The organism is Cupriavidus sp. 21MJTG02-4, from assembly GCF_057798975.1.
Genome location: NZ_JBYOJP010000018.1, coordinates 135,899 through 161,296, shown reverse-complemented (window position 1 = coordinate 161,296; position 25,398 = coordinate 135,899). Strand labels below are relative to the sequence as shown.

The 25,398-nt window shown below is 67.1% G+C and carries 22 protein-coding genes; 7 read left to right on the top strand and 15 right to left on the bottom strand.

Going from position 1 to position 25,398, the window contains the following annotated elements:
• Positions 1 to 572 (bottom strand): citrate/2-methylcitrate synthase (locus AC3FKH_RS28530; RefSeq protein WP_488679050.1); only part of this gene is annotated, 572 nt, incomplete at its 3' end.
• 34 nt (positions 573 to 606) lie between these two features.
• Positions 607 to 1,515: a methylisocitrate lyase gene (gene prpB, locus AC3FKH_RS28525; RefSeq protein WP_488679049.1), complete on the bottom strand. Its 909-nt coding sequence runs from the start codon at positions 1,513 to 1,515 to the stop codon at positions 607 to 609.
• Between the two features lie 256 nt (positions 1,516 to 1,771).
• Between prpB and prpR the strand changes: the two genes are divergently transcribed.
• Positions 1,772 to 3,763, top strand: coding sequence for a propionate catabolism operon regulatory protein PrpR (gene prpR / locus AC3FKH_RS28520; protein WP_488679048.1), 1,992 nt, complete (start codon positions 1,772 to 1,774; stop codon positions 3,761 to 3,763).
• A 3-nt stretch (positions 3,764 to 3,766) separates the two neighbouring features.
• On the opposite strand, the gene AC3FKH_RS28515 is transcribed toward prpR, so the two are convergent.
• The 4 genes from AC3FKH_RS28515 to AC3FKH_RS28500 form a co-directional block, all read right to left on the bottom strand.
• Entirely contained in the window at positions 3,767 to 4,204 is a 438-nt protein-coding gene (locus tag AC3FKH_RS28515; RefSeq protein WP_488679047.1) for a carboxymuconolactone decarboxylase family protein, read from the bottom strand.
• 130 nt (positions 4,205 to 4,334) lie between these two features.
• Positions 4,335 to 5,777, bottom strand: coding sequence for a MocR-like pyridoxine biosynthesis transcription factor PdxR (gene pdxR, locus AC3FKH_RS28510; protein WP_488679060.1), 1,443 nt, complete (start codon positions 5,775 to 5,777; stop codon positions 4,335 to 4,337).
• An 82-nt stretch (positions 5,778 to 5,859) separates the two neighbouring features.
• Positions 5,860 to 6,864, bottom strand: coding sequence for a cysteine synthase A (locus AC3FKH_RS28505; RefSeq protein WP_488679046.1), 1,005 nt, complete (start codon positions 6,862 to 6,864; stop codon positions 5,860 to 5,862).
• A 113-nt stretch (positions 6,865 to 6,977) separates the two neighbouring features.
• Positions 6,978 to 7,271: a putative quinol monooxygenase gene (locus tag AC3FKH_RS28500; protein ID WP_483729457.1), complete on the bottom strand. Its 294-nt coding sequence runs from the start codon at positions 7,269 to 7,271 to the stop codon at positions 6,978 to 6,980.
• Between the two features lie 221 nt (positions 7,272 to 7,492).
• On the opposite strand from AC3FKH_RS28500, the gene AC3FKH_RS28495 reads away from it, so the two are divergent.
• Both AC3FKH_RS28495 and AC3FKH_RS28490 read left to right on the top strand, forming a co-directional pair.
• Positions 7,493 to 8,740 (top strand): cyclic di-GMP phosphodiesterase, encoded by a 1,248-nt coding sequence (locus AC3FKH_RS28495; protein ID WP_488679045.1) that lies wholly within the window; start codon positions 7,493 to 7,495, stop codon positions 8,738 to 8,740.
• 88 nt (positions 8,741 to 8,828) lie between these two features.
• Complete coding sequence (locus tag AC3FKH_RS28490; protein ID WP_488679044.1) at positions 8,829 to 10,151, top strand: mechanosensitive ion channel family protein; 1,323 nt, start codon at positions 8,829 to 8,831, stop codon at positions 10,149 to 10,151.
• A 3-nt stretch (positions 10,152 to 10,154) separates the two neighbouring features.
• On the opposite strand, the gene purT is transcribed toward AC3FKH_RS28490, so the two are convergent.
• The gene (gene purT / locus AC3FKH_RS28485) at positions 10,155 to 11,360 is read right to left on the bottom strand and encodes a formate-dependent phosphoribosylglycinamide formyltransferase (RefSeq protein ID WP_488679043.1); all 1,206 of its coding nucleotides are present in this window, start codon (positions 11,358 to 11,360) and stop codon (positions 10,155 to 10,157) included.
• 233 nt (positions 11,361 to 11,593) lie between these two features.
• Between purT and AC3FKH_RS28480 the strand changes: the two genes are divergently transcribed.
• Positions 11,594 to 12,802 (top strand): BamA/TamA family outer membrane protein, encoded by a 1,209-nt coding sequence (locus tag AC3FKH_RS28480; RefSeq protein ID WP_488679042.1) that lies wholly within the window; start codon positions 11,594 to 11,596, stop codon positions 12,800 to 12,802.
• 45 nt (positions 12,803 to 12,847) lie between these two features.
• Here the strand turns inward: AC3FKH_RS28480 and AC3FKH_RS28475 are convergent, their stop codons facing one another.
• The 5 genes from AC3FKH_RS28475 to AC3FKH_RS28455 form a co-directional block, all read right to left on the bottom strand.
• Positions 12,848 to 14,017: an MFS transporter gene (locus AC3FKH_RS28475; RefSeq protein ID WP_488679059.1), complete on the bottom strand. Its 1,170-nt coding sequence runs from the start codon at positions 14,015 to 14,017 to the stop codon at positions 12,848 to 12,850.
• A gap of 275 nt (positions 14,018 to 14,292) precedes the next feature.
• Complete coding sequence (locus AC3FKH_RS28470; RefSeq protein WP_488679041.1) at positions 14,293 to 15,294, bottom strand: Bug family tripartite tricarboxylate transporter substrate binding protein; 1,002 nt, start codon at positions 15,292 to 15,294, stop codon at positions 14,293 to 14,295.
• Between the two features lie 123 nt (positions 15,295 to 15,417).
• A complete protein-coding gene (locus tag AC3FKH_RS28465) occupies positions 15,418 to 16,182 on the bottom strand; it encodes a crotonase/enoyl-CoA hydratase family protein (RefSeq protein ID WP_488679040.1) in 765 nt (254 codons plus the stop codon).
• 45 nt (positions 16,183 to 16,227) lie between these two features.
• The gene (locus AC3FKH_RS28460) at positions 16,228 to 16,995 is read right to left on the bottom strand and encodes an SDR family NAD(P)-dependent oxidoreductase (RefSeq protein WP_488679039.1); all 768 of its coding nucleotides are present in this window, start codon (positions 16,993 to 16,995) and stop codon (positions 16,228 to 16,230) included.
• An 84-nt stretch (positions 16,996 to 17,079) separates the two neighbouring features.
• Positions 17,080 to 18,258 (bottom strand): thiolase family protein, encoded by a 1,179-nt coding sequence (locus AC3FKH_RS28455; protein ID WP_488679038.1) that lies wholly within the window; start codon positions 18,256 to 18,258, stop codon positions 17,080 to 17,082.
• 239 nt (positions 18,259 to 18,497) lie between these two features.
• Between AC3FKH_RS28455 and AC3FKH_RS28450 the strand changes: the two genes are divergently transcribed.
• Positions 18,498 to 19,322 carry an IclR family transcriptional regulator gene (locus AC3FKH_RS28450; RefSeq protein ID WP_488679037.1) on the top strand — a complete coding sequence of 275 codons (825 nt, stop codon included), beginning with the start codon at positions 18,498 to 18,500 and terminating at the stop codon, positions 19,320 to 19,322.
• A gap of 136 nt (positions 19,323 to 19,458) precedes the next feature.
• Here the strand turns inward: AC3FKH_RS28450 and AC3FKH_RS28445 are convergent, their stop codons facing one another.
• Entirely contained in the window at positions 19,459 to 20,256 is a 798-nt protein-coding gene (locus tag AC3FKH_RS28445; RefSeq protein ID WP_488679036.1) for a crotonase/enoyl-CoA hydratase family protein, read from the bottom strand.
• 243 nt (positions 20,257 to 20,499) lie between these two features.
• On the opposite strand from AC3FKH_RS28445, the gene AC3FKH_RS28440 reads away from it, so the two are divergent.
• Both AC3FKH_RS28440 and AC3FKH_RS28435 read left to right on the top strand, forming a co-directional pair.
• Complete coding sequence (locus tag AC3FKH_RS28440) at positions 20,500 to 21,720, top strand: CaiB/BaiF CoA transferase family protein (protein ID WP_488679035.1); 1,221 nt, start codon at positions 20,500 to 20,502, stop codon at positions 21,718 to 21,720.
• A gap of 108 nt (positions 21,721 to 21,828) precedes the next feature.
• Complete coding sequence (locus AC3FKH_RS28435) at positions 21,829 to 22,749, top strand: Bug family tripartite tricarboxylate transporter substrate binding protein (protein ID WP_488679058.1); 921 nt, start codon at positions 21,829 to 21,831, stop codon at positions 22,747 to 22,749.
• Between the two features lie 70 nt (positions 22,750 to 22,819).
• Here AC3FKH_RS28435 and AC3FKH_RS28430 read toward each other — a convergent pair whose 3' ends face one another.
• Together AC3FKH_RS28430 and AC3FKH_RS28425 are read right to left on the bottom strand one after the other, a co-directional pair.
• Positions 22,820 to 23,770 (bottom strand): Bug family tripartite tricarboxylate transporter substrate binding protein, encoded by a 951-nt coding sequence (locus AC3FKH_RS28430; RefSeq protein WP_488679057.1) that lies wholly within the window; start codon positions 23,768 to 23,770, stop codon positions 22,820 to 22,822.
• A 104-nt stretch (positions 23,771 to 23,874) separates the two neighbouring features.
• Positions 23,875 to 25,302, bottom strand: a complete 1,428-nt coding sequence (locus AC3FKH_RS28425; protein WP_488679034.1) for an amidase — start codon at positions 25,300 to 25,302, stop codon at positions 23,875 to 23,877.
• Between the last annotated feature and the right edge of the window lie 96 nt (positions 25,303 to 25,398).

Here is a 25,398-nt window from a genome sequence, read left to right as displayed (position 1 = left end):
ATCATCGAGGTGTGCATCGCGCGTTCCCACTGGGCCGACGGCTTCTTGCCGTGCAGCAGGTGCAGGAAGTGGGCGCCGATGGAGTCGTCGTCGGTCTCGACTTCGATGCGGCGGCCGTTGTGGCTGAAGTGGTACCAGTACAGCAGCATCGAGCCCAGGCTGGCCATCAGCTGGTCGGCGATGTCGCGCGCGCCCGGGGTGTTGTGGTCGTCCTTCTCCGGCAGCACGGTGCCCAGCACCGACACGCCGGTGCGCATCACGTCCATCGGGTGGGCCGAGGCCGGCACGCATTCCAGCGCGGCCTTGACGCTGGCGGGCAGGCCGCGCAGCGACTTCAGCCTGGTCTTGTAGGCGGCCAGTTCGGCCTTGTTCGGCAGCTTACCGTGGACCAGCAGGTGGGCGATTTCCTCGAACTCGCAGGCGTCGGCCACGTCCAGGATGTCATAGCCGCGGTAGTGCAGGTCGTTGCCGGTACGGCCAACGGTGCACAGGGCGGTGTTACCGGCAGTCACGCCCGACAGGGCAACGGATTTCTTGGGCTTCGGGGTGGCGATCGGTTGTGCTTCGGACATCAGGGTCTCCTTGTGAGGTACGGTTCGGCTGGCCTTACTTGGCCTTGCCCTGGGCAAACAGGGCGTCGAGTTTCTGTTCGTAGGCGTGGTAGCCGATGCTCTCGTAGAGTTCCGAGCGCGTCTGCATGGTGTCGACCACGTTCTTCTGGGTGCCGTCGCGGCGGATGGCGGTGTAGACGTTCTCGGCGGCCTTGTTCATGGCGCGGAAGGCCGACAGCGGGTACAGGACCATCGACACGCCGGAGCCGGCCAGTTCGTCGGTGGTGAACAGCGGCGTGGCGCCAAATTCGGTGATGTTGGCCAGCACCGGCACCTTCACAGCATCCACGAACTTGCGGTACATGGCCAGGTCGGTCATGGCTTCCGGGAAGATCGCGTCGGCGCCTGCCTCGACGCATGCCACGGCGCGCTCGATGGCGCTTTCCAGGCCTTCCACGGCCAGCGCGTCGGTGCGCGCCATGATCACGAAGTTCTCGTCGGTGCGCGCATCGACGGCCGCCTTGATGCGGTCGACCATCTCGCCCTGCGTGACGATTTCCTTGTTCGGACGATGGCCGCAGCGCTTGGCGCCGACCTGGTCTTCAATGTGCATGGCGCCGGCGCCGGCCTTGATCAGCGAGCGGGTGGTGCGGGCCACGTTGAAGGCCGACGAACCGAAGCCGGTGTCGACATCGACCAGCAGCGGCACATCGCATACGTCGCTGATGCGGCGCACGTCGATCAGCACGTCTTCCAGGCCCGAGATGCCCAGGTCGGGCAGGCCCAGCGAGCCCGCGGCCACGCCGCCGCCCGACAGGTAGATGGCGCGGTAGCCAGCGCGCTTGGCCAGCAGGGCGTGATTGGCGTTGATGGTGCCCACCACTTGCAGCGGATGCTCTTCGGCCAGGGCCTGGCGGAAGCGGGCGCCGGCCGAACGGGCCAGGTCGGATGCGGAATAGGTCATGGTGCGGTGTCTCGTTGTCAGGGGCAATGAAGGAACGGGACCAATAACGCAAGGGCTATGCCAGCCTCTCGGGCGAACCTTGTGTGCGTTCTTAACCAATTGATTTTATGGATAATTTTCATACAAACGGTGAGCGCTCAAAAGCGCTGAAAGGCATTTCATCGCACTATTGCATTGCATGCGTGGAGTTCGAATTTCACAATTGAAATTCATGTCCGCCGCGGGCACAATAGCAGCACTTTACCGTCGAAGCACCATGCCACCCTCAGCCTCTCCTTCCGGCCTGCCGCGCATCTGGGCCCTGGGCATCAGCCGCCTGCAGCGCGCCTTCGCGGAACTGATTCCCGCCTATTCCCATCTTGCGGAGTTCCGCATCGTCGGCCGCGCCTACGACTCAGCGGCCGACGCCATTCGGCGCGAGGCGCGCGAAGGCAAGCTCGACGTCGTGGTCTCGGGCGGCTCCAATGGCGCCTACCTGCGCCAGCACGTGGACCTTCCGGTCGTGCTGGTCAAGGTGACCGGCTTCGACGTGATGAGCGCATTGTCGACCGCGCGGCGCATCTCGCCCCATGTAGCGCTCGTGACGCACGCGTCCACGTACGCCGAGGTCGACGAATTCACGCGCGCGTTTTCGCTGTCGATCCCCGCGTATACCTATCTGACCGAGGACGACGCTACCGCGCGCGTGCAGACGCTCAAGCAGGAAGGCGTGAAAGTGGTGGTCGGCCCAGGCCTGGTGACCGACCTGGCGGACCGGCTCGGCCTGATCGGCGTGTTCCTGTATTCGGGCAATTCCGTGCGCATGGCGCTGGAGGATGCCATCGAGGCGGCACGCCTGCGGCGCATCGAGTCCGGGCGGCGCGACTACGTCAACAACATCCTTGCGCACCTGAACGAGGGCGTGGCCGCGGTCGACGGCGAAGGCCGCATCCAGTCATTCAACCCGGCGATGGAGCGTTTCCTCGGCACGCCGGCCGCGAGTGCGGTCGGACGCAAGCTGCAGGCGCTGTCGCCCGGTCTGTCGCTGGATGACGTGATCCAGAGCGGCGCGAAGGAACTCGAGGCGATCCAGAAAGTGGGCGACCGCATGGTCGTGGTCAACCGCATCCCGCTCGTCAACGAGTCGGGTACCACGGGTGCGCTGCTGACCCTGCAGGACGCCACCGCGATCCAGCGCGTGGACCGCAACCTGCGCTCGCGCAGCCGGACGCGGCTGCCCGGGGTGCGCTACAGCCTGGAAGACCTGGCTGGCACTTCGGACGCCATGGCGCACTTGCGCGATCTGGCGCGGCGTTATGCGGCCGTCGATTCCACCGTGCTGATTGGCGGCGAGAGCGGTACCGGCAAGGAGGTGCTGGCGCAAGGCATGCACGACGCCAGCCCGCGCCGCGCTTTCCCGTTCGTGGCCGTCAACTGTGCGGCGTTCCCCGAGGCGCTGCTCGAAAGCGAGCTGTTCGGCTATGAAGAGGGCGCCTTCACCGGCGCGCGGCGCGGCGGCAAGGCGGGCCTGTTCGAGTCGGCCCACAACGGCACGCTGTTCCTTGACGAGGTTGGCGACATGCCACTGGCGCTGCAGACGCGACTGCTCCGTGTGCTGCAGGAAAAGCAGGTGCTGCCGATCGGCGGGCTGGAGGCCGTGCCGGTCAACGTGCGCGTGATCGCCGCCACGCACCGCGATCTCCCGCAGCGCGTGCGCGAAGGCAGCTTCCGGCAGGACCTTTACTACCGGCTCAACATCCTGCGCATCGAGGTGCCGCCGCTGCGCGAGCGCGCCGGGGACTTGCCGGAACTGGCGGACTTGCTCTACCGGCGCGCGCTGGAACGTTTGGGGCTGGAGCATCAGGAAGGCCTGCCGGAAGTCGCTCGCCTGCGGCTGGCTGGCTACCACTGGCCGGGCAATATCCGTGAACTGGAAAACGTCACCGAGCGCATTGCCGTGCTCGTGGCGGGCCGCCCGCTGGAGCCCGCCGAACTGCAGCGCGAACTGCATGCCGCGGTGCCGGAATTGTTCGGCGATGATGTGGGGATCGCACCCGAGGCGCGGATTGTCGTCGACATCCCCGCGCAGGAAACCACGCGCAGCAGCCCTCAGCGCCGTGTCGGCCGTTCGCTGGCGGGTGTCGCGCAGGCGAGCGAGACCGAGCATATCCGCCGGGTGCTGGCCGAATGCGGCGGCGATCGCAATGCGGCCTGCCATATCCTGGGGATCAGCCCCACCACGCTGTGGCGGCGACTCAAGACGGACTGAGGCTCAGGCCGGCGTCTTGCGAAAGGCGATCGCAAACCGGTTCCACGTGTTGATGGCGTTGATCAGCAGCGTGAGGTTGACCAGCTCCGCCGCTTCGAAATGCGGGTGCACGGCTTCCCACACGGCGTCCGGCACATGGTCTTGCGACACCAGCGTCACGGCCTCGGTCCAGGCCAGCGCGGCCCGCTCGCGCTCCGTGAAGAACGGCGTTTCACGCCATACCGACAGCGTGGCAAGCCGGCGATCGTCCTCGCCGCCCTTGCGCGCGTCGCGCGTGTGCAGGTCGATGCAGTAGGCGCAGCCGTTGATCTGCGACGCACGCAGGCGCACCAGTTCGACCAGCGGCTGTTCCAGCCCGCTCTTGCCGATCTGCTCTTCCAGCGCCATGACGGCCTTGATGGCGGCCGGGCTGGCCTTGTAGAAATCCAGACGTTGTTGCATCGTTTGCTCCGGTTCGGTGTGTGGGTGGCGCGGCGCCGGGGGCGCTGCCATGCGATCAAGAGTAGGACAGCCGGTGGCTATTCAAAATGGCCGATTCCGACGGATTTTAGGTAACCAGTGAAACGCACGCTCACGCTGCGTCCTGGCGTCGGCCGGCAAGGGCGCCGGCAAGACGTGAGAGCCCGGCATGGATCGCTTCGACGCCGATGCCACCGTAGCCGAACAGCAGGCCCGGTCGTGGCGGTTGGCTGGCAAACATGCCAGCCACGCCGTAAACCCCGACCGACTCTGCCGCCGCCCGCCGGATCACATCGCTTTCATCATGAGGCGTCCGGATGGTTGCCGCCAGGTGGATGCCGACTGCGCAGGGCAGCGGGCTGAGCCACGGCGCCAGGTCGCCGCGCAGATGTTCGAGCAGCGCGGCGCGGCGCGAGGCGTATTCCTTGTGCACGCGCCGCAGGTGCTTGGCGAAATAGCCATCGAGCATGAACTTGGCCAGGGCGGTCTGCGTCAGGCTGCAGCTGTGCCAGTCGCCGACCTGCTTGGCCCGGCGCAGTGCGGCGCCCAGCGGCGCGGGCGGAATGACATAGCCCACGCGCAGTTCCGGGAAGATGGTCTTGGAGAAGGTGCCCACGTAGGCCACTACCCCCGCCGTATCCAGGCTCTTGAGCGATTCCATCGGGCGGCCTTCAAAGCGGAACTCGCCGTCGTAGTCGTCCTCCACCACCAGCGCGCCGTGGCGCTGCGCCCATTCCAGCAGGGCCAGCCGACGCTCCAGGCTCATGGGCAGGCCCAGCGGAAACTGGTGGGACGGCGTGACATAGACCATCCGTGCGTTGGCTGGCAGCGCGTCGACCACCAGCCCTTCCTCATCCACGGGCACCGGCACCACCTGCGCGCCCAGCGCAGCGAAGATGATGCGCGCGGGGGGATAGCCGGGGTCTTCCATGGCGACCACCTCGCCGGGCCGGACGGCGACCTTGGTCAGCAGATCCAGCGCCTGCTGCGCGCCCTGCGTGATGACGACCTCCTGCCAGTGACTGACCACGGCGCGGCTGAAGGCCAGGTAGCTCGCCACGGCCTGCCGCAGTTCCTGTTCACCGGCCGGATCATGGTAGGCGCCGCGTCCGCGCGCCTGCACGCGCAGCGCGTGGCCGACGCAACGGCGCCACTGGTCGAACGGAAACAGACGCTTGTCCGTGACGCCGCCGACGAAATCGTAGGCTGGCGGGGTGTCTGGTGGCGTCATCGGCAACGCGTCTTCCAGCTGCGCCCAGATCGATCCGGTCGCCGGTGATGTGGCCGGCATGGGCGGCGGCGGCACAAGCCGCGTCATGGCGTCCGCTACGAAGGTGCCATCGCCCGCGCGCGAGCGCAGGTAGCCCTCGGCGATCAGCCGTTCGAACACGTCGAGCGTGGTCTTGCGCGAGACGCCGAGCTGCAGCGCCAGTTCCCGCGTCGAAGGCAGCCGCTGGCCCGGCGCGAGCCGGCCCTCCATCACGCCGGCGCGCAGTTCGCGATAGATCTGGCCGGCCAGATCCTGGCGGCCGCGGATCGTGAGGTGGACATCCATCTGGTCGGCTTGCGGGTGGTTGGTGAAGGCATGGAAGGGGCGCGGCGAGCGTAGCCGCCCGATCTGACCGTCGGCCGCCATGCTAGCCCGCATGCGGCAACGTGTGCGCGAATGGCGCGGGAACCAGGCCCTTTCCGGCCAGCCAATCCTGATTGAACAGCCGCCCGAAGTAAAGATCGCCGCGGTCGCAGAGCAGGGTGACGATGCGATGGCCCGGGCCCATTTCGCGCGCCAGCGCGACGGCGGCCGCGACGTTGATGCCCGTGGAGCCGCCCAGGAACAGCCCTTCCTCGCGCAGCAGGCGATAGACCATGTCGACGCAGGCCTGGTCGTCGACCCGCACGGCGTCGTCGATCACGGTGTCCTGCAGGTTCGCGGTAACGCGGCTGGAACCGATGCCCTCGGTGATCGAGCCGCCTTCGGACTTCAGTTCGCGGTGCTTGACGAAGTTGTAGAGGCTGCTGCCGCAAGGATCGGCGAGCACGATGCGCACGCGCGGATCGTGTGCCTTCAGGCAGCGCGAGATCCCTGCCAGCGAGCCGCCGGTACCGGTGGCGCAGACGAAGGCGTCGAGGTGCCCGGCGGTGTCATGCCAGATTTCCGGGCCGGTGGTTTCGTAGTGGGCCTGTCGATTGGCCACGTTGTCGAACTGGTTGGCCCAGATGGCGTTATCGGTCTGCGCCGCCAGCCGGCCGGCAATCTTCTGGTAGTTGTCCGGGTCGGCGTACGGCTTGGCCGGGACCGCGCGCACCTCGGCGCCGAGCATGCTCAGGCGCGCCATCTTCTCGGGGGACTGGGTATCGGGAATGACCACGATGCACCGGTAGCCGCGCGCCGCGCAGATATGCGCCAGGCCGATGCCGGTATTGCCCGCGGTGCCTTCGACGACCGTGCCGCCCGGCCGCAGCGTGCCACGGCGTTCGGCATCGCGGATGATGTATAGCGCGGCGCGGTCCTTGACCGAGCCGCCGGGATTCAGGAATTCAGCCTTGCCATAGATGTCGCAGCCGGTCTCGGCGCTCAACCCGCCGAGCCGGATCAGCGGCGTATGTCCGATCGTGCCGACAAAACCATCCCTGACATCCATGGCGCACTCCTGCCACGCCCCGCAAGGCATGGGGCGTCATCCAGAGTGATAGACCGGGCAGCGGAGATTGACAAGACAGGCGGTACGCAGCGCCTTGCGCGCCGTGGGCACCGTTAGGCCGCGTTCAGCCAGCGGAAGTCGAAATCGCCTTCGACCAGCTCCTGCCGGGTGGCGTGGAAGTCACGCATATATTCGCGGTTCAGGTGCGATTCCAGCGCGCCCTTGGAGTCCCAGACCATGTAGACCACCACAACCTGGGCATCCTCGGCGTCCTGTCCGACGTGGTAGTTCAGGCAGCCCGGCTCCGTCAACCCGCGCGAGCGCAGCGAATCGAGCTGGGAAACCAGAGCTTCGCGGCGATTGGTCTTGGCGCGGGCAATGCCGACTAGCGTGTACGTTCTGGACATGGGATGACCGGCGAGCGTCTGCGGGCGTCTGGTAAGCGATTGGCGGGCCATTGTAGCCGGGCCGGGCCGTGTGGGCGGAATGCCCGAGGAGCCCGTCTGGACATTGTCCGTTGGCTTGACAGCGGCGGCCGGCTCGGTTCCAGCTGCATATTTTTCTAAAGTCCTGGCCGCGGCTGCCGATATGGGCCGGGAACGAGGCACCATTTGACACGGGGCAATGCATGTTGAGACGAATCAAGGCGGAGCAACTGCAGGTCGGCATGTTCGTTGCCAAGCTGGGCGGACCCTGGCATGCGCGGGCATTCTCGCGATCGAAATTCCTGGTGACCAGCGAGGATCAGGTCGGCCAGATCCGGTCATCGGGCGTGCAGGAACTGTGGATCGACATCCTCAAGGGCCGCAACGCGCCAACGCCGCCGGCGGCGCTGAACGCCTGGGAGACGCCGGAGCCGGAGCCGGATCCCGCGCCAGTCCCCGCCATCAGCCTGGAGGCCGAGTTCGGCCACGCGCGCGAGTTGCTGCAGTCGGGCAAGTCAGTGATCGGCTCGATGTTCACCGACGTGCGCATGGGGCGCGCGCTGGAGGTAGACGGCGCGCTGCTGCTGGTGGACTCGGCGTCGCAGTCGCTGTCGCGGCATTCGCAGGCGCTGATCGCACTGGCGCGGCTCAAGGCGCGCGATGACTATAGCTACATGCACGCCTTCGCCATGTGCGTGCTGATGGTCGCGGTCGGGCGGACCATGGAACTGCCGCCCGAAGAGGTCCGCGACCTGGGCCTGGCCGGCCTGGTACATGACATCGGCAAGCTGACGCTGCCCGAGGCCGTGCTGCACAAGCCCGCTTCGCGCAAGCCCGGCGAGGACGAGGAGATCCGCCGCCATCCGTCGACGGGCTACCGCATCCTGAACGAAGCGCGCGTGAACGCCAACGTCGTGCTGGACGTCTGCGTGCACCACCACGAGCGCGTGGACGGACGCGGCTATCCGTTCGGGCTGATGGGGCGGGAACTGAGCGTCCACGCCAAGATCGCGGCCATTTGCGATACGTACGATTCCCTGACTTCCAGCCGCCCGGGCCATCAGGAATGGTCGCCCGCGCGCGCCATGGAATACATGGCGGTACGCGTCGACACGCTGTTCGACCGCCGCGTGTTCAAGGCCTTTACGCGCACCGTGGGCATCTACCCGCTCGGCACGGTGCTGCGGCTGCGCTCGAACCGGCTGGCGGTAGTCTGCGCCCAGCATGAATCCGAGCCGCTGCGGCCGCGCGTGATGGCGTTCTACTCGGTGGCGGACTCCCGTGCGCTGCCGTCGCAGGTCATCGACCTGCGCCACAGCGACGACAGTGTGGTGGCCTTTGAAGACCCGGCCGACTGGGGCTATACCGACGAACAGTTGCTGGCGATGTACGCCGGGCAGGGGCAGCTCGGCGCCGCGGAGGCAATCGCCACGGCGATACCCGCCGCCTAGCCGGCAGGGGGCAAAGGAGGCCCGCTCGCGCGCTGCCGCCGCGTTTTTGTACACTGAGCGGCTGAGTGAACTGCCTTTCCCCGCCTTCATGGACATCGATGCCCTGCCGGACCTGATCCAGCATTCCATGCCCACCCGTCCGTGGGCGCAGAACCTCGTCTACATGGCGATCCTCATCCTGGTCGCCACGGTCTCCCAGTGGCTGGTGGCCAAGGTGGTCTCGCGCATCGCGCACCGGCTGCTTGTCATGGCCGGCAACGGCCGCTGGAGCAAGGGGCTCATGCGTCACCGGGTGTACCGGCGCTTCGGCTATGCCGTGTGGTTCGCGGTGATTACCGTGGGCGCCGACGAGGTGCCGAATATCGGCCGCTACGCGCAGGCCGTCGAACGGATCACGCATGCAGGCACATGGGTCTGCATCTTCATGATGATGATCGGCGCGCTGGGCGCCTGGCAGGACGTTTATGCCGGCAGCACGCGCGCGCAGACACGCTCGATCAAGGGCTACGTGCAGGTGGGGCGGCTGGGCCTGTGGCTGGTGTGCGGCGTGCTGGTGCTGTCGATCCTGATCGACCGCTCGCCGCTGTGGATGCTGTCGGGCATCGGCGCGTTGTCCGCGGTGCTGCTGCTGGTATTCAAGGACACGCTGCTGTCGCTGGTGGCCAGCACGCAGCTGACCTCGAACGACATGCTGCGCATCGGCGACTGGATCGAGATGCCGCAATGCAATGCCGACGGCTACGTCAAGGACATCGCCCTGCATACGGTGAAGGTGCAGAACTGGGACAACACCGTGACCACGGTGCCGACCTACAAACTGTTTTCGGAAAGCTATCGCAACTACCGCCAGATGTTCGAATCGGGCGCGCGCCGCATCAAGCGCACGCTGCGCCTGGACGCCGGCAGCGTGCGGTTCCTGAGCGACGACGAGGTCCATGCGCTGATGCGCTTCCGGCTGCTGCACGACTACCTGGAACAAAAGCAGGCCGAGGTCGACGAGGCCAACCGGCTGCTGGTCGAGGCCGGCGGCGATGCGGTCAACCGCCGCCGGCTGACCAATATCGGGACCTTCCGCGCGTATGGCATTGCCTACCTGAAGGCGCACCCGGAGATCCACCAGGACCTGCTGCTCAACGTGCGCATGATGGAGCCCGATTCGCACGGCATCCCGGTCGAGGTCTACTGCTTCACGCGGCTGACCGGGTGGATGGACTACGAACGCATCCAGGGCGATCTGTTCGACCACCTGCTGGCGATCCTGCCCGAGCTGAGCCTGCGCCTGTACCAGGCGCCGTCGGGCGCGGACCTGACCGGGGCACGCACCAATTCCCTGCTGGCCGCGGCGCAGGTTGCGGCGGCGCAAGTGGCGCAAGTGGCGATACCCGAGAAGAAGGCATCGCCGATGCGGTAAGCATCAGCCCGCCACGCGCGGCTTGACGCGGCTGGCCGCCTCCTTGGCGCGCTCGCGTGCGGTGTCGACATCGTCGGCATAGGCCAGCGCCACGCCCATGCGGCGCGTGGCGAAGCTTTCCGGCTTGCCGAACAGGCGGACCTCGGTCTGCGGCACGCGCAGCGCCTCGGCCACACCGTCGAATACGACGCCCCGGGCCTCCACGCCGCCGTAGATCACGGCGCTGGCGCCGGGACTCTTCAGCGCCGTGCTGACCGGCAGGCCCAGGATGGCGCGCGCGTGCAGCTCGAACTCGTTCTGCCATTGCGTGGCCATGGTGACCATGCCGGTATCGTGCGGGCGCGGGCTGACTTCGCTGAACCAGACCTGCTCGCCCTTGACGAACAGTTCCACGCCGAACAGGCCCTGGCCGCCGAGGTCCGACGTGACCGCGCGTGCAATGTGCTCGGCCTTTTCCAGCGCCGCCGGGTGCATCGGGTGCGGCTGCCAGCTTTCGACGTAATCGCCGCTGACCTGGACGTGGCCGATCGGCGCGCAGAAGTGGGTTTCGACCTGGCCATCGGCGCCGAGCGCGCGCACCGTCAGCAGGGTGATCTCGTAGTCGAAGTCGATAAAGCCTTCCACGATGATGCGGCCGTGGCTGACGCGTCCGCCTGCCATGGCGTACTCCCACGCAGCCTTGACGCCTTCGGGGCCGTCGATCTTGCTCTGGCCTTTACCGGAGCTGCTCATGACCGGCTTGACCACGCACGGGTAGCCGATGCCGCCGTCGATCGCGGCTTGCAGTTCTTCGAGCGAATCGCAGAACTTGTACGGGCTGGTCGGCAGGCCCAGGGTTTCAGCGGCGAGCCGGCGGATGCCTTCGCGGTCCATGGTCAGGCGCGCGGCGCGCGCGGTGGGAATCACGCGCACCACGCCGGCGGCTTCGAGCTGCTCAAGCATCGGCGTGGCGATGGCCTCGATCTCGGGCACCACAAGCTGCGGCTTTTCCGCCTCGATCAGCGCCTTGAGCTGTGCCGGGTCGCTCATGGCGATGGTGCGCGCGTGGTGGGCGACCTGCTGGCCGGGGGCGTTCTCGTAGCGGTCCACGGCAATCGTTTCCACACCGAGCCGCTGCAGCGCAATCAGCACTTCCTTGCCGAGCTCGCCGGAGCCGAGCAGCATGACCTTGGTGGCCGAAGGGGAAAGGGGGGTTCCGAGGGTCGTCATGGGGCGTGGTGGCGCGAAGCTGGGAAACCCCGCATTGTAGTGCAGGCGGGCGGCGGATCTGGCCACATGCCGCCGAGCAACGGTGCCACGAGCGCACGCGCAGGCCATGCCGTTGAATTCGTGCTTCGAAAAGTTTCATGACGGCAGGCCACGTCTGGCCGCCATGCCGGGATACATTCGGCCTTGACCTCAAACCACGGCGTGCGGCAAGCCGGACGCACACATGGATCAGCATGAGAACCCTGCCACCATCTGCCCGGAACACGATGGCCGCGCTACTGGCCGCGCTACTGGCCGCGCTGGGACTGGCGACCTGGGGTCCGGCGCTGGCGCAGGACGCCGCACCACCAATGGCACCGGCGTCGTCAGAAGCGAAGCCCGCGCGCAGCCTGTCCTTCTTCGATCCCGAGGACGGCATGTTCGACGCGAGCGACTTCCTGCTCAACCACAAAGGTGCGCTGCCGGTCCCGACCGTCATCACCGAGCCTGCGGTGGGCTATGGCTTCGGACTCGGGCTGGTGTTCTTCTCGGAGTCCATGGCCGAAGCCGCCGCCAATGCGAGGGCATCCGGCAAGGGCCCTGCGCCGCCGAATATCACGGTGGTTGGCGGGGCCTACACGGAAAATGGCACCTGGGCGGCGGGCCTGGGCCATTTCCACACCTGGGACGGCGATCGCTACCGCTATCTCGGCGCGATTGCAAAGGTGGATGCCCAGCTCGACTACTTTGGCCAACTGAACCAGGCGCGCGCCTACGAATTGCAGGGCAACTTCCTGGTACAGCAGTTCCTGGTCCGCATCGGTGACTCGCCCTGGTACGTCGGGCCACGCTACGTCATGTTCGATTCATCGGCCACGTTCAAGTTTGGCAACGCCACCGAGTTGGGAAACATCGAAAAGGACCAACGTATCGGCAAGGGCGGCATCGTGGTCGACTACGATTCGCGCGACAACATCTTCTATCCGAATCGCGGCAGCTATGCCGAACTGGAAGCGCAGTTCGCGCGCGTGGGTTTCGGCAGCACGCAGACCTTCAATATGTACAACGCGCGCGGCTTCACCTGGCTGCCGCTGGCACGCACGCTGATCCTGGGCCTGCGCGCCGACACGCGCTTTTCCACCGGCGATGTCCCGTTCTACGCGCAGCCTTACGTTGACCTGCGTGGCGTGCAGAAGGGCCGCTACCAGGACCGCAATGCCGTCATGGCGGAAATGGAGCTGCGCTGGGATGTCACGCCGCGCTGGTCGGTGCTGGGCTTCACCGGGACCGGCAAGGCCTATGGGCGCTGGAATGACTTCTCCGATGCCAGCAACGTCTACAGCGTGGGGGCGGGCTTTCGCTACATGATCGCGCGCAAGCTCGGGGTATCGATGGGCATCGACGTCGCCCACAGCAAGGGGCAGAACGCCTTCTACATCCAGGTCGGCAGCGCGTGGCACTGAGCCGTCGCGGCGCGACGGCTCATGGTGACAGGCCTGATGCCGGGACTAAGTGGTGGCGAGTGCGGGCGGTCGGCGCTGCGTCGCTACGGCAAAGGCGATCTGCGCCAGGCCCGCGGTCAGGCCAAGCCCCACGCCGACCTGCCACGCCAGCGTGTACGATCCCAGCGCGTCATACACCAGGCCACCACCGAACGCGCCGACAAAGCTGCCGATCTGGTGGCTGAAGAACGCCATGCCAGCGATCATGGCCTGCCAGCGCAGCCCGAAGGTCTCGCCGATCCAGCCCGCCACCAGCGGGGCCACGCCAAGCCAGAGGAAACCCATCACGGCCGCGAACACCAGCGTGCTCGCCGGCGTGGGTGCCGACGAGAAATACCAGGTCAGCGCCAGCGAGCGGATGGTGTAGATGCAGCCCAGCAGCAGGAGCTTGTTGACGCGCCCGCCGGCCCAGCCGAAGAAGATGCTGCCCAGCACGTTGAAGCCGCCGATGACGCCTAGCGCCTTCGCGCTGAGCATCGGGTCCATGCCGCAGATATCGAGGTACGAGGGCAGGTGCGTGGTCAGGAAGACCAGCTGCATGCCACAAACGAAATATGCCATCGCCATGACCAGGAACGGTACGTGGCGCAGGGCCGATCCCAGCGCCTGGCGCGCGTTGCCCTGGTCCGCTCCTTGCGGCGTAGCGACAGGCAGGCGGTCCACGCGGCCGGCGAACCAGGCAGCGGGCAGCATCACCAATGCCAGGACGACGAACGCCGCCACGCCGGTGCGCCAGCCGAACGACTGCGAGACCACCTGGCCAATCGGCGCGGCGATCAGCGCACCCAGCGAGCCGGCGCCCGATACCAGACCCAGCACCGTGCTGCGCATGGCCGCCGGCACCGGCCGCGCCGCCACCGCCATGGAGATGGCGCTGCCCGTGCAAGCCATCGACGCGCCAATGGCCACGCCTGCGCCGAGTGTCACGCCGACCAGTCCATGCGAGGTGCACAGCAGCACCAACCCGATCACGTAGAGCAGCGAGCCAGTCATCATCAGCGGCCGGAAGCCAACGCGCGTGGCCCACGCACCCGCGAGCGGCTGCAGCAGCCCCCAGGCCAGGTTCTGCACGGCAATGGCCACCGTGAAGTCGGACACCGAAATGCCGATGTCCTTCGTCAGCGGCGGCATGAAGATGCCCAGGCTCTGGCGCAGGCCCATGGCCAGGCTCAGCATGACGGAGGCGCCGATGAGAATGGGGAGCGCCGGGCGAAGCGCGTCGAAGCGGGAGGGCACGGGGAATGTCTCGGGTCGTTATTGTTTGTCCCGATGACCCGCGCCATTTCAAATGGGGATTAAGCAGACGCTGAATTCACCGAGTGAAGCCAGCGTAGGGGCTGGCCGGACGGGTGTCAATGTGGCTGGCACCCGCCCGGTGGCTCGCGGCAAACTCCTGTGCGGCTATCGGTCAGGTCCGCGCAGACCTCGCGCGCAGGCGTCGCGAAGGTCCCTCAGTCGAGGCTGACTTTGGACGCCTTGATGGTCTCGCCCCAGCGCTTCACCTCGCTGTCGACGAGCGCGGCGAACTTCGGCTGTGGCTCGCCACCGGCGATGCCGCCCATCTCGCGAAACTTGGCCACGATCTCGGGATCGCGCATGGCCTTGACCAGCGCCTCCTGCAGCGCGGCAACGACCGCGGGCGGGGTCTTCGCCGGCGCGAAAACGCCAAGCCAGCCCATCACCACGAAATCCCTGATTCCGGCCTGTTCCATGGTCGGCACATCGGGCAGGCCGGGCAGGCGCTCGGCACTGGTGACGGCCAGCGCGCGCAGCTTGCCGGCGCGGATATGCGGCAATGCCTGCGTCATGTTGTCGAACATGAACGTCGTTTCGCCTGCGAGCAGCGAGGTGGTGGCCGGCGTGGACCCTTTGTACGGCACATGGATGACTTCGGTGCCGGTACGCAACCGAAACAGCTCCGAAGTCAGGTGCGTGGTCTGGCCGATGCCCGCCGAGGCATAGGAGTACTTCCCGGGCGACTTCTTCAACTGCGCGACCAGATCGGCCACGGTCTTGTACGGCGACTGCGCGTTGACGACCAGCACGTTCGGGAAGGAGATCATGTCCGTGAGCGGCACGAAATCCTGCGGCTTGTAGGTCAGTTTGCTGTAGGCGCTGTAATTGATGGCATGCGAGCCGGTGTTGCCGACCAGCAGCGTGTAGCCGTCGGCGGCCGCACGCATGAACGTCTGCGTGCCGATGATGCCGCCGCTGCCTGGGCGGTTGTCTACCACGACGGGTTGGCCGAGCAGGACTGACAGCTTCTGCGCGACGAGGCGCGTCGGGATATCGGTGGTGCCGCCGGGCGCGCCGGGCACGATGATGGTGATGGGCTTGTCGGGCCACGCGGATGCGGCATGCACAACGTGGGGCAGGGCAGCCGCGCCCAGGATGCCCGGAAGCATCAGCGCGGCGGAAGTCTTGAACAGCGATTGTGGCAGCCGGGTGATCATGGTTGTCTCCTCCATGGTTTTGTCTGTGGTGCTGCAGTGCTGCAAGGCTGGATGGCAATGCGGCCGGCGCAAAAGGCCGGCCGCACGGGCAAGGGTTACCGCTTCATGCCGCTTATATGCCGCTTACTTGCCGGTCCACACCGGCTTGCGCTTCTCCGCGAACGCGGCCGCGCCTTCGCGGGCATCGGCCGACGAGAACACCGGCGCGACGATCGGGCGCTGGCGCTCGAACATCTCGGCCGCCGACCAGTCAGCCGATTCGCTGACGATCTGCTTGCTGACCGCCACGGCCATCGGGCCATTGGCGCCGACTTCGCCGGCCAGCGCCAGCGCGGCTTCGAGCGCCTGGCCCGGCTCGGTCAGGCGATTGACCAGGCCGTAGGCATGGGCCTGCTCGGCGCCGAGCATATTGCCGGTCAGGGCGTACTCCATGGCGATGTGGTACGGCATGCGGCGCGGCAGGCGCATCAGGCCGCCAGCGGCGGCCGCCAGGCCGCGCTTGACTTCGGGCAGGCCGAACTTGGCGGCCTTCGACGCCACGATCAGGTCGCAGGCCAGGGCCATTTCAAAGCCGCCGGCCAGGGCATAGCCTTCGACGGCGGCGATCAGCACCTTGCGCGGCGGCGCCTCGGTCAGGCCACCGAAGCCGCGGCCCGGCAGGCTCGGGCGCTTGCCCGCCAGGAAGCCCTTCAGGTCCATGCCGGAGCAGAAGGTGCCGCCCGCGCCGGTCAGGATGGCCACGCTCAGGTCGTCGCGCGACTCGAGTTGGTCGAGCGCCGCGGCCAATGCCGTCGCGGTCTCGAAGTCCATGGCGTTGCGGGCCTCGGGCCGGTTCATGGTGATCAGCAGGATGTTGCCGCGTGTTTCGAGTTGCAGCGTTTCGCTCATGCTTGTCCTTTGTTCCTTGGGATCGGTCGTAAAGAGATCAGCGGCTCAGCGCGGTGCCATGCGGATGGCGCCATCCAGGCGGATGGTTTCGCCGTTGAGCATGATGTTCTCGAGGATGTGCAGGGCGGTCGAGGCGTACTCGTCCGGCGCGCCCAGCCGCGCGGGGTGCGGCACCATGGCGCCCAGCGAGGTGCGTACGTTTTCCGGCAGCTTGGCCAGCAGCGGCGTGTCGAACAGGCCCGGGGCAATCGTGCAGACGCGGATGGCGCGTTGCGCCAGGTCGCGCGCGGCCACCAGCGTCATGCCGACGATGCCGGCCTTGGCCGACGAATACGGAATCTGTCCGATCTGGCCCTCATAGGCGGCCACCGAAGCGGTCAGCACGCAGGCGCCGCGCTCGCCGTCCACGATTTCATTCTTGGCCATGCGCGCGGCACCGAGGCGCAGCGCGTTGAAGGTGCCGATCAGGTTGATGCGCACCACCGATTCGTACTTCTCCAACGAGCCCGGCGAACCGTCCTTCTCGACCACGCGCACAGCGGCGCCCAGGCCGGCGCAGTGCACCAGCGCGCGCAGCGGGCCGAGCGCTTCGGCTGCGTCATAGACAGCATTCATCTGCTCGGTGTCGCAGACATCGGCCTTGACGAAGCGCGCCTTGGGGCCGAGTTCGTCGACGGCGGCATGGCCACGTTCTTCGGACAGGTCGGCGATCACCACGCTCACGCCACGCTCCATCAGGCGGCGTGCGGTGGCCAGGCCCAGGCCGGACGCGCCGCCGGTCACGACGGCGGACATATCAGCGGTCAGTTTCATCTTGAGTCTCCGGTGCTGTTCAGGAATTTGGGTGTTCGGGAAATACAGCGCAGGCCGCGAAAAATCCCGGCCTGCGCAAAAGCGTTACAGGCGTTCGATGATGGTCGCGTTGGCCATGCCGCCGGCCTCGCACATCGACTGCAGGCCGTAGCGGCGGCCGCTGTCTTCCAGCGCATGCAGCATGGTGGTCATCAGGCGCACGCCCGAAGCACCGAGCGGGTGGCCCAGCGCAATCGCGCCGCCACGCGGGTTCAGGCGCGCAGCGTCGGCGCCCAGCGCCTTCTGCCAGGCCAGCGGCACGCAGGCAAACGCCTCGTTGATCTCGTAGTGGTCGATCTGGTCCAGCTTCAGGCCGCTCTTCTTGATGGCACGCTGGATGGCGGGGATCGGCGCGGTCAGCATCATTACCGGATCGTCGCCACATACGTCGAAGGCCACGAAGCGCGCGCGCGGCTTCAGGCCCAGGCGCTGCGCCATCGATTCGCTCATCAGCAGCATGGCCGAGGCGCCGTCGCTGATCTGCGAGGCATTGCCCGCGGTCACGTTCCAGCCGATCTGCGGGAAACGCGCGCTCAGTTCGTCATTGCGGAACGAGGCCTGCAGCGTGCCGAGTTTCTCGACCGTCGTGCCGGCGCGGATGGTCTCGTCATGCTCGATCACGCCGTTGGGCGTGACGATCGGCAGGATCTCGCGGCGGAACGCGCCGGCTTCGCGCGCGGCGGCGGCCAGTTCGTGCGAGCGGGCCGAGTAGCCATCCATCTGTTCGCGCGAAAGTTCGTACTTGGCGGCCACCAGTTCGGCGGCGACGCCCTGCGACACCAGGCCCGGCGCATAGCGCGCTTCCATCGACGGGCCGTAGGGATTCTGGCCGATACGCGCCGAACCCATCGGCACACGGCTCATCGACTCGATGCCGCACGCGATCACGATGTCATAGGCGCCGGCCATGATGCCCTGCGCGGCGAAGTGCACGGCCTGCTGGCTGGAGCCGCACTTGCGGTCGATGGTGGTGGCCGGCACGTGGTCGGGGAAGCCAGCCGCCAGCCAGGCCACGCGGCCCGGGCCGGCGGACTGCTCGCCGGCCTGCGTGACGCAGCCCGTGATGACGTCGTCCACCAGGCCCGGGTCCAGCTTGTTGCGCTCAACCAGGCCCTTGAGCACCTGGGCGAGCAGTTCGGTGGCGTGCAGTTCGGTGAAAGCCGAACCCGGCTTGGAGCGGCCCATCGGGCTGCGGATGGCGTCAACGATGACGGCTTGTTGCATGAGGTTGTCTCCTGAAAAGCAGCTTCGGATAGCGAGTGACGATAGCGAGTGACGAGCGACGAATCGGATATTGAGACGTCAGTATCGAAAAGTGATCGTCGGATACGATGATTTGGGATTCTCGCGTCGGAAATCTGCCACGTAAACCCAAAATACGGGATTTGACTTCGGAAAAAGCGAAGGGCAACATCCGGGTTTTGAGACGCTGGTATCAAAAAACTCCAGACTCCGACATTGATATGGCTAATGAATCACAGATTTCGATGACGTCGCCGCCTGTTGGGGGTGGTGAGGCCGAAGGCGAAGCTCGCCTGGTCAGTGCGCTGGCGCGCGGCATTTCCATCCTCAACTGCTTCTCGCCGACCGTGCAGGAACTGAGCAGCCGGGAACTGATGGAGCGCACCGGCCTGGCCAAGCCGACCCTGTTCCGCTTGCTCGACACCTTGTGCGAACTGGGCCTGCTGCATTATTCGGAACGCCTGTCGCGCTACGTGCCGGGCGTCGGGCTGGTGAACCTGGCCGCGCCGGCGCTGGCGCGCATGACGGTGCGGCAGCTCGCGCGCCCGCTGATGCAGGAGCTGGCCGACCACATCGAGGGGCAGGTGGAACTGATGGTCGGCTACGGACACACGCTAACTTATGTGGAGATCGCGCAGGGCGCCCGCAGCCACGTCTATCGTCCGGAGGTCGGTACGCGTGTGTCGATGTCGCGCACGGCATCCGGCCGTGCCTATCTGTCGATGATGGGCGATGCGGAGCGCAACGCATTCCTGGAGCACCTGCGCGTTACGGATCCACAGCGTGAAACCTGGCTGCGGGGAAGGCTGGCGGAGGCGGCGCATGACCTGGAAGCGCACGGCTTCTGCCGGGGCCACCGCGACCTGCATCGGGAAATCGAGTCGATCGCCGCGCCGATGCGCGCACGCCGCGACGGCGAGGCGTGGCTGTTCGCGGCATCGGTGCCGGTGTTCAGCCAGCAGAGCAAGCAGTTGCTGGAAGACGTCGGGCCGCGGCTGGTCAGCCTGGTGCGGAATGTGGAGGGTTCGCTGGGGGCAGCGGGGTAGACGGAATCCGTAACGGTTGACGGGACAGAGGCGGCTACCGACGCTTCTGTCCGCGATACACCAGGATGCCGGCGCGGAAGACGACGGCAATACCGGGACGCAATCTTAGGCGGCCACGCCGCCCCGTCACACAAACTCAGTTCCCCGTAAACACCGGCTTGCGCTTCTCCAGGAACGCCTGCACCGCTTCGCGGTGATCGGCGGTCTGGTGCGACAGCGCCTGGTAGCCGGCCGAAAGTTCCAGCAGCGTATCCAGCCGCGTATGCATGCCTTCGCGCATCAGCCGCTTGGCCAGCCGCACGGCATGCGGAGGATTGGCGGCAATGCGCTCGGCCAGCGCGTTCGCCGCGGGCATCAGTTCCTCGGCCGGCACCACGCGTGACACCAGGTTCCACTCCAGCGCCTGCTGGGCGCTGATGGGCTCGCCCGTGAAGATCATCTCGGCAGCGCGCGACAGGCCGATCACGCGCGGCAGCAGCCATGCGCCGCCATCGCCAGGGATGATCCCCAGGCGCACGAACGACTCCGCAAACTGCGCGCGCTCCGAGGCAATGCGCAGGTCGCACATGCAGGTCAGGTCCAGGCCGGCGCCCATGGCCGCGCCGTTGACGGCGGCGATCACCGGCACCTCCAGGTTGAACAGCGCCAAAGGCAGGCGCTGGATGCCGCAGCGGTAGTCCTGGCGGATCTCCATGCCGCTGACTTCGCCCGAGGCCTGGCGTTCCATGTCGTGGATATTGCCGCCCGACGAGAACGCGGTGCCCGCGCCGGTGATGATGACGGCGCGCACGCTGCGGTCGCCATGGATGCGGTCGATGGCCACCAGGAACTCGTCGACGGCGGTGTTGCCCGTCAGCGGGTTGCGGCGCTCGGGCTCGTTCATGGTCAGGGTCACGATGTGGCCCTGCTGCTCGTAGCGAAGGAATTCAGCCATGTTGTGTCTCTCCGTTTCTGAATCTGACTAACGCCGCAGTGTGTCCGCGCCGTCTGTGCCGCCAAGGCTAAGGGGAGCGGCATGGCTTCGTCCAATATTCATTTGTTGGTGAGTGATATCCGGGAGATATCAGTGTCGAGCAAATGAATATTGGACACCGATGCCGGGGCACTTCTAAGCTGAGCTTCGGCTGTCCGCCTGGACACGCCCGGGCAGCACAGACCCGAAACACGAAGGAGACACATGAAGAAAGCCCTCGGACACATCAGGGTGCTGGACCTTACGCGCGTGCTGGCCGGCCCCTGGGCCACGCAGAACCTTGCCGACATGGGCGCGGACGTGATCAAGATCGAGCGGCCCGGCGCCGGCGACGACACGCGCGCCTGGGGCCCGCCGTTCCTGCGCGACGCGCACGGGGAGGAAACACGCGATTCGTCTTACTTCCTCAGCGCGAACCGCGGCAAGCGCTCGGTGACCGTGGACATCGCCACGCCCGCGGGCCAGGCCATCATCCGCGACCTCGCGCGCGAGGCCGATGTGGTGGTCGAGAACTACAAGGTCGGGACGCTGGCGCGCTACGGGCTCGGCTACGAAGACCTGCGCGCCATCAACCCGCGGCTGGTGTACTGCTCGATTACCGGTTTCGGCCAGAGCGGGCCGTATGCGGCGCTGCCGGGCTATGACTTCGTGTTCCAGGGCATGGGCGGGCTGATGAGCATTACCGGCATGCCCGATGGCGAGCCCGGCGGCGGCCCGGTCAAGTCGGGCATCGCGATCACCGACCTGCTGACCGGCATGTACGCGACCACGGCCATCCTGGCCGCGCTGGAGCACCGCCATGTGAGCGGCGTGGGCCAGTACATCGACATGGCCCTGCTGGACTGCGTGGTGACCATCAACTCGTACCAGGCCATCAACTACTTCCTGTCGGGAAAGGTCCCGCAGCGCATGGGCAATGCGCACTCGAACATGGTTCCGTACCAGGTGTTTCGCTGCAAGGAAGGCGATGTCATCGTGGCCGTCGGCAATGATGGCCAGTACCGCGCGCTGTGCAAGGTGATCGGGCGGCCCGATCTGGCCGAAGACGAGCGCTTTTCCACGGCCGGCAACCGCAACCGCAACCGCGAAGTACTGATCCCGCAGGTGGCCGAGGCCATGCTCGCGCGCGCCATGACCGAATGGGTCGAGCTGCTGGAGGCCGCCAACGTGCCGTGCGGCCCGATCTACAACATGCAGCAGGTGTTCGAAGACCCGCAGGTGCGCCATCGGGAAATGCAGGTGTCGCTGCCGCACAGTGCCGGAGTCGATGCTCCCGGCCTGGCCAATCCGATCCGGCTCTCCGATACGCCGATCCGCTACCGGCATTCCGCGCCGACGCTTGGCGAGCACACCGACGAAGTCCTTGGCGGACTGGGCTATGACGCGACGCGCATCGCAGCGCTGCGCAAGGACGGCGTGCTGTAGGGGCGGCCGATGGCCGCTGCAAGCAGATACCAACCAGAGGAGACAGCAGTGAAGACCAGATTCCCGTTGCGCCTCGCAGCCGCCGTTGCGGCAGCTGTTCTGGGCGTCATGGCCACGCCCGCAGCGGCGCAGACACGCGCGCAGCCGATCCGCTTTGTCGTGCCTTATCCGCCCGGCGGCGCGGCGGACCAGATCACGCGGCTGGTGGCGCAGCAGGCCAGTGTCACGCTGGGCACGCCGATCGTGGTCGACAACAAGGGCGGCGCCGGCGGCATCATCGCCGCCGAGACCGTGGCGCGGGCCGAGCCCGACGGCAAGACCTTCCTGGTGGGCTCCAATGCGCCGCTGGTCATCAACAGCGCGCTCTACACCACGCTGCCGTACGACCCGGTCAAGGACTTCAAGCCGGTGGCGGGCATGGGCAAGTCGCCGCTCCTTCTGGTCACGCGGCAGGACCTGCAGGTAAAGTCCGTGAAGGAGCTGGTGGCGCTGGGCAAGCAGTCGCCCGGCAAGCTCACCATGGGGTCGGCCAGCAGCGGCAATATCACGCACCTTGCCGGCGAATACGCGGCATCGCAGCTTGGCTTCAAGGTCACGCACGTGCCGTTCGCGGGCAGCGCGCCGGCCATCATCAGCCTGATGGGCAAGAACATCGACATCATGTTCGACGCCTTGCCTTCGTCGATGCAGCAGGCCAGGAGCGGCAAGCTGCATGCGCTGGCGATCCTGGACCGCAGCCGCTTTCCGCTGCTACCCGATGTGCCCACCATGCAGGAGCTGGGCTATCCGGGGCTGGAGGCCAGCGCATGGTTCGGCGTCGTGGCGCCGGCGCGAACGCCTGATACGGTGGTGGCGGGGCTGAACCGTGCCATCAACGACGCGCTGAAGCAGCAGGATCTGCAGGACAAGCTGCACGCGATCGGCGCGCAGCCGATGCCGGGTTCGGCGGAGGCGTTTGGGCAGTTCGTGCGTGATGAGCGTGCGCGGTGGATTCCGCTGGCGAAGACGCTGGGGGTGAAGGCGGATTAGGGGCGAGGAGCACGCCGAGCGCATGTTTTCTCCCCTCTCCCGCAAGCGGGAGAGGGGAGCAGGCCGGCGGTCAATCCTCCGCCACGAAGCCAGTCGCCTCCACGATCGGCCGCCACGCGGCGCGTTCCACCTGGATGCGATGCCGCGCTTCCTGCCCGGGCCTGGCCACGACCTCGAGCCCCAGCGCTTCCAGCTTCGCCGCGGTGGACGGGTTCGCCGATGCGGCCAGGAACATCTTCTCCACTTTGGCCAGTACATCCGGCTGCGTGCCGGCAGGCACGAACACGCCATACCAGCTGGTGGCGTAGTCATACTGGCTGAAGCCCTGTTCCTTCATGGTGGGCACATCGGGCAGCGCCTTCGCGCGCCGCGTGCCGCTCACGCCCAGGAACTGCAGCTTGCCGCCCTTGTAGAGCGGCATCATGCTGGCCACCGCATCCCAGCCGATCGACACATTGCCGCTGATCACGTCGACGAGCATCGGCGATGCGCCGCGGTAGGCGGCCGGCGTAATGGCCACGCCAGCCGCCTTGCCCAGCGCGACCGTACCGAGGTGGCCCGCGCTGCCGATCGTAGCCAGGCCCAGGCTGGCCTTGTCCGGATTGCGGCGCGCCCAGTCCATGTATTCCTTCATGTTCTTGTAGGGCTGCTGCACGCCGGCGGCGACGACCGTTGGCACGTCGGTCAGCACGGCGGCCGGGACCAGGTCCTTGTCGGCGTCATACGACAGCTTCTTGTAGGTCAGCGGGAAAATGGTGAAAAGCGGCGACGGGCCGATGAACACGGTCTTGCCATCGGGCTTCGCGCGCTTGACGTAGTCCAGCGCCAGCCGCGCCGAGGCGCCGGGGCGGTTTTCCACGATGACCGTGCCGTGGCCATCCTGGCGCAACTGCTCGGCATAGATGCGCGCCAGGCTGTCGGCTGCGCCGCCCGGCGCGTAGCCGACGATGATGTGCATGGGCTCGGCATTATCCGCGGCGAATGCGGTCGCGGCGGGAACGGCCATGGCGACGGCGGACATCGCCAGAACGGAGAGCGAGAACTTGCGGCGTGAGGCTTGATACATGGCAGTGGGGCTGGCTGGCGAAGCGTTGAGAGCAGGAGACACGGCGGGAAGGCGGACAGTCATGGCAGCGCCGGCCACTGGCCGGTCAGGCCGTGCGCGGCTTCGAACAGGGCTGCCACGCGCAGCAGTTCCGCATCGCCGCGGAACCGGCCCACGAGCTGGAAGCCGATCGGCAACCCGTCGCGGCCGAACCCGCAGGGCAGGCTGATGGCGGGGTGGCCCGTCATGTTGAAGGGCATGGTCCACGGGAACCAGTGGGCGCGGACGTTTTCATAAGCCGTTCCATCGATGTCGATGGTGCCGAACAGGTCCTGGCCAATCGGCAGCGCCGTGCGCGTCAGCGTGGGCATGGCGAGCAGGTCGCCGCGCTGCAGCAGCGCCTGCACGCGCTGGAACAGCCTGGAGCGCTCGAACATGGCCTGCTGGTATTCCACGCCGCTGAATTGCGCGGCCGATTCGACCTGCCGCACGAAGGTGGGGCTGAGGTCGCTGCCATGCCGGGCGACGATATCGACGAAGCGCGTGCGCCAGACGGTGTGATTGATCGCGCGCCAGATCGGCTCCACGTCGAAGCCTTCGCCAGAGAAGGGCTCGAGCTCCGCGCCCAGCTCTGCCAGCTTCTGCAGGCTCGCCTCGAACGCGCTGGCGACATCGGCGGATACCGGCCGCCCCGGCGGCGCCGCGCAATACAGGACGCGCCGGCCGCGCAGGTCGCCGCGAGGCTGCGCGGCGTCGACATAATTGGGCGTGGGGACGCCGATCGACCACGGATCGCACGGATGTTCGCCTGCCATGGCCTGCATCATCAGGCCGGTGTCCGCGACCGTGCGCGTGGTCGGGGTGACGTAGGTCTGGTTGCCGAAGAGATCCTGCGCCTGGCTGTGCGGGATCACGCCCTGGCTCTGCTTGATGCCGACCACGCCATTGCAGGCCGCCGGAATGCGCGTGGAACCGCCGCCGTCGGTCGCCACGGCCAACGCGGCGATGCCGGCGGCCACGGCCACCGCGGCGCCGCCGCTGGAGCCGCCGCTGGTCCGTTCGGCGCTCCACGCATTGCGGGTGCGCCCGAACAGCGGGGAATCGGTCAGGCACTTGGAGCCGAATTCGGGCGAGGTGGTCTTGGCCACCAGGATGGCCCCGTGGTCACGCAAGCGGCTGACCGCCACCGCATCCTCGGCCGGCACGTTGTCGCGCATGGGCACGGCGCCGAAGGTGGTGCGCACGCCGCGCGTATTGACGATGTCCTTGACGGTGAATGGAATGCCGTGCAGCGGCCCCAGGGGCTGGCCGGCCATCACCGCGTGCTCGGCCTCGCGGGCCGCCGCCAGCGCCTCGTCGGCGCATACGGTGATCAGGCAGTTCAGCTCGGGCTGGAGGCGGGCGGCGCGTTCCAGCACGGCCCGGATCACTTCCACCGGCGATACCTCCTTGCGCCGAATCCGGCCCTGCAGTTCGACGGCGGACAGAAAGCAAAGCGTGTCGCTCATCGTGATGGGTCTCCTGTGTTCCTCGAATGACAGGCGGGGCGGGGGGGGTTGCCCCCGGCCGGCCCCCCGCACCCCAACGATAAAAAAAGCCGGCCG